This window comes from Staphylococcus sp. EG-SA-2, from assembly GCF_017152085.1.
In genome coordinates this window covers 1-4121 of record NZ_JACYHC010000499.1, presented here as the reverse complement: position 1 = coordinate 4121, position 4121 = coordinate 1, and the positions used below count along the sequence as shown (strand labels likewise).

Below are 4121 nucleotides of genomic sequence, written 5' to 3'. Positions count from 1 at the left end.
ACGCGCTGGATTACTTACTCGTGACCCACGTATGAAAGAACGTAAAAAACCAGGTCTTAAAGCAGCTCGTCGTTCACCTCAATTCTCAAAACGTTAATTGTCGGACGATATATACAAAACACCTCGAAGTTATGTCGAGGTGTTTTTTTACGTTTGTGTGGGGAATATGGAACGTGTAGAGTATAATGAATTTTCCTTTATTTAATGTCTCAGGAATAGAATAAATTCAACTATGTATTAGTGATTTGCACGTATGATTTGTACATGCTTAAACAATCAAAAGTGTCCATTATTAAATTATCATTTAGCTTGCGGAGGCCGTATGATAACCGGACGATTGTGTTCTAATCATAGAGGCTCAATGGAAGAACTACGGGACGAAAACCAGACGATAACTCAAGAACCATGATTTAAGAGTATTATCAAAATAAGGAGTGACTTAATTGAAAGATTTTATATTTTGGAAGAAAGCTTTTATTCCTGTTTATTTTATTGTTGCGATGCTGGTGTTTCTACTTTTTAGGTTTTATATTAAAACAGACAACTTTTCTATGTATTTAATGATTATCTTCTTAATTTGTTTAGGAACTGCATCTATCATTTATAACTATAAAAACAATCGATAAATATAAGTATGAAATGTATAAGTCACAGTTAGATCTAAGTCTTGCTGTGGCTTTTTTTATCGAAATGACAATTTTAAATCGCCAAAAACAACATTTTCAGTCCGCCATAAAACAACAATTTCAAATCGCCATTGACTAAACACGACATCCAAAAATTATTGTAACAATTCTTCACATCAATCAATCCTCCATCACTCATAATCACTCCCTACAAAATCTACTCATGCATTTTTGGAATACTTAGTATTACAAATAACGATTTTTATTCATCTTACAAAGGTTATATAATGTAATGAAGGCAATTTTTATGTATTGCAAATCTAATCGTACATGTAAAATTTTGATAAACATCATTAATTTTGCGTAACTATCATTAGATTACAAATCACAATGTAATTACATGTAATACACATCTATACATCACATTTGAAGGGAAATGAATATAAATGACTGATAAAAAGTACACTGCAGCCGATATGGTTATTGATACTTTGAAAAATAATGGGGTAGAATATGTTTTTGGTATTCCGGGTGCAAAGATTGACTATCTATTTAATGCTTTAATTGATGATGGTCCTGAACTTATTGTCACGCGTCATGAACAAAACGCCGCAATGATGGCGCAAGGTATTGGAAGATTAACAGGCAAACCGGGTGTAGTACTTGTTACAAGTGGGCCTGGTGTAAGTAATTTAACGACTGGACTATTAACAGCTACATCTGAAGGGGATCCTGTCTTAGCGTTAGGCGGCCAAGTGAAACGTAATGATTTATTACGATTAACGCATCAAAGTATTGATAATGCTGCTTTATTAAAATATTCATCAAAATATAGTGAAGAAGTACAAGATCCTGAATCATTATCAGAAGTTATGACAAATGCAATTCGAATTGCTACTTCAGGGAAAAATGGCGCAAGTTTTATTAGTATTCCGCAAGATGTGATTTCTTCACCAGTTGAATCTAAGGCGATATCACTTTGTCAAAAACCAAATTTAGGTGTACCAAGTGAACAGGATATTAATGATGTCATTGAAGCGATTAAAAATGCATCATTTCCGGTTTTACTAGCTGGAATGAGAAGTTCAAGTGCAGACGAAACGAATGCCATTCGCAAATTAGTAGAGCGTACCAATTTACCCGTTGTAGAAACATTCCAAGGTGCGGGTGTGATTAGTCGTGAATTAGAAAATCATTTCTTTGGCCGAGTGGGTTTATTCCGTAATCAAGTTGGTGATGAATTATTACGTAAAAGTGATTTAGTTGTTACAATCGGTTATGATCCTATAGAATATGAGGCTAGTAACTGGAATAAAGAATTAGATACGCAAATAATCAATATTGACGAAGTTCAAGCTGAAATTACTAATTATATGCAACCGAAAAAAGAGTTGATTGGTAATATTGCTAAAACGATTGAAATGATTTCTGACAAAGTAGATGAACCATTTATAAATCAACAACATTTGGATGAATTAGAACAGTTAAGAGCGCATATTGATGAAGAAACTGGTATTAAAGCGACGCATGAAGAAGGCATCTTACACCCAGTTGAAATTATAGAATCTATGCAAAAGGTATTAACTGATGAAACAACAGTGACAGTTGATGTTGGTAGTCACTATATTTGGATGGCACGTAATTTCAGAAGTTACAATCCAAGACATTTATTATTTAGTAACGGTATGCAAACGCTTGGTGTAGCATTACCGTGGGCAATTTCAGCTGCACTTGTACGCCCTAATACGCAAGTTGTATCCGTTGCTGGCGATGGAGGCTTTTTATTTTCATCACAAGATTTAGAAACGGCCGTACGTAAAAATCTAAACATTATCCAACTTATTTGGAATGATGGAAAATATAATATGGTTGAATTCCAAGAAGAAATGAAATATAAACGTTCATCAGGCGTAGACTTCGGTCCTGTAGATTTCGTAAAATATGCTGAATCATTTGGCGCAAAAGGTTTACGAGTTACTAATCAAGAAGAATTAGAAGCGGCAATTAAAGAGGGGTATGAAACAGATGGCCCAGTATTAATTGATATACCTGTAAACTACAAAGATAATATCAAACTTTCAACAAATATGTTACCTGACGTATTTAACTAAAACAAAGATAAATGTTAATGAGGAGTGGGAAATTTTATGGCTAGTGTTTTATATCAACATGGTACATTAGGCACATTAATGGCAGGATTATTAAAAGGAACTGCATCAATAAATGAATTATTGCAACATGGTGACCTAGGTATCGCTACACTAACAGGTTCAAATGGTGAGGTCATCTTTTTAGATGGAAAAGCTTACCATGCAAATGAACATAAAGAATTTGTAGAATTAAAAGGTGATGAGTTAACACCATATGCAACTGTAACTAAATTCGTAGCAGATACAAGCTATGAAACGAAAGATAAATCTTCTGAAGCAGTTTTTGCAGAAATTAAGGAAAAGATGTTGAGTGAAAATTTATTTTCTGCAGTAAAAATTTCAGGCTTATTTAAAAAAATGCATGTACGTATGATGCCGGCACAAGAGCCACCTTATACACGTTTAATCGATTCAGCTAGAAGACAACCTGAGCAAACTGAAACATACGTCAAAGGTTCAGTCGTTGGGTTCTTTACACCAGAACTATTCCATGGTATCGGATCAGCAGGATTCCATGTACACTTTGCAAATGATGATCGTAATTTTGGTGGACATGTCTTAGATTTTGAAGTAGAAGATGTTAAGGTAGAAATCCAAAATATAGAAACATTTGAACAGCATTTTCCAATTCAAGATGAAGATTTCATAAATGCAAATATTGACTATAAAGATATTGCGGACGAAATTAGAGAAGCTGAATAATGAATGCGGAAATGTAATGACGGTTTATGAAAATTGACTTCAAAATGCGTTATTTGGAAATGGTAGTTTTTTTATATGATTAAGCAAGACTACAATAGAACAAATATATTTATAATTACGTCTAAGTAATAAAATAAATCCCTTCACTATTAGCGGTAGTGAGGGGATTTATTTAGGTTCCAGATATTTGAGATTTGCTGTTATGTTTAGATAATAAATTGAGGAAGACATTAATATAGAATTTACTTTAGTATAGGCCAATCTAATCTATTGTCAGTAGAAGCAATCAATAATAAATTACAAGTTCGATCATTCATTTCATACTAAAAAGACAAACGCAATTTTTCAGCGTTTGCCTCATGTAATTATTCTTCATTTTCAAATTATTATTTAACTACAATTTGTATCTGTTTGATTGTACTTGGATCAATTGAATTTTTAGCGTCGTCATTTTTCTTTAGATTCACTACTTTTTTATTACCATCATTCAAAGTAAGTGTATAAGTTGCAGTTTGCGCATTATTAATTTTTTCTGTTGTAACACCACGTTGTGAAGCTAATTCATTTTTTACTTTACTGTCAATTTCTTGATAAAGTACCTTTTTATTTTCTGGAAAAACAAAGTAAGTTCGATGTAATGCAG

Annotated in this window: 5 protein-coding genes; 4 read left to right on the top strand and 1 reads right to left on the bottom strand. The window is 32.9% G+C overall.

Annotated elements, in window-relative coordinates; genetic code table 11:
* The 4 genes from rpsI to budA all read left to right on the top strand — a co-directional run.
* On the top strand, positions 1-97 hold a 97-nt coding region (rpsI, locus tag IDG60_RS07830; protein ID WP_149508669.1), incomplete at its 5' end, for a 30S ribosomal protein S9.
* A 346-nt stretch (positions 98-443) separates the two neighbouring features.
* Positions 444-626: a hypothetical protein gene (locus tag IDG60_RS07825; protein ID WP_000651261.1), complete on the top strand. Its 183-nt coding sequence runs from the start codon at positions 444-446 to the stop codon at positions 624-626.
* 446 nt (positions 627-1072) lie between these two features.
* Positions 1073-2737, top strand: a complete 1665-nt coding sequence (gene alsS, locus IDG60_RS07820) for an acetolactate synthase AlsS (protein ID WP_000130138.1) — start codon at positions 1073-1075, stop codon at positions 2735-2737.
* 36 nt (positions 2738-2773) lie between these two features.
* Positions 2774-3478, top strand: coding sequence for an acetolactate decarboxylase (gene budA, locus IDG60_RS07815; protein ID WP_000179065.1), 705 nt, complete (start codon positions 2774-2776; stop codon positions 3476-3478).
* 386 nt (positions 3479-3864) lie between these two features.
* Here the strand turns inward: budA and IDG60_RS07810 are convergent.
* Positions 3865-4121: MAP domain-containing protein (locus tag IDG60_RS07810; protein ID WP_206160597.1), on the bottom strand; the 257-nt coding region annotated here is incomplete at its 5' end.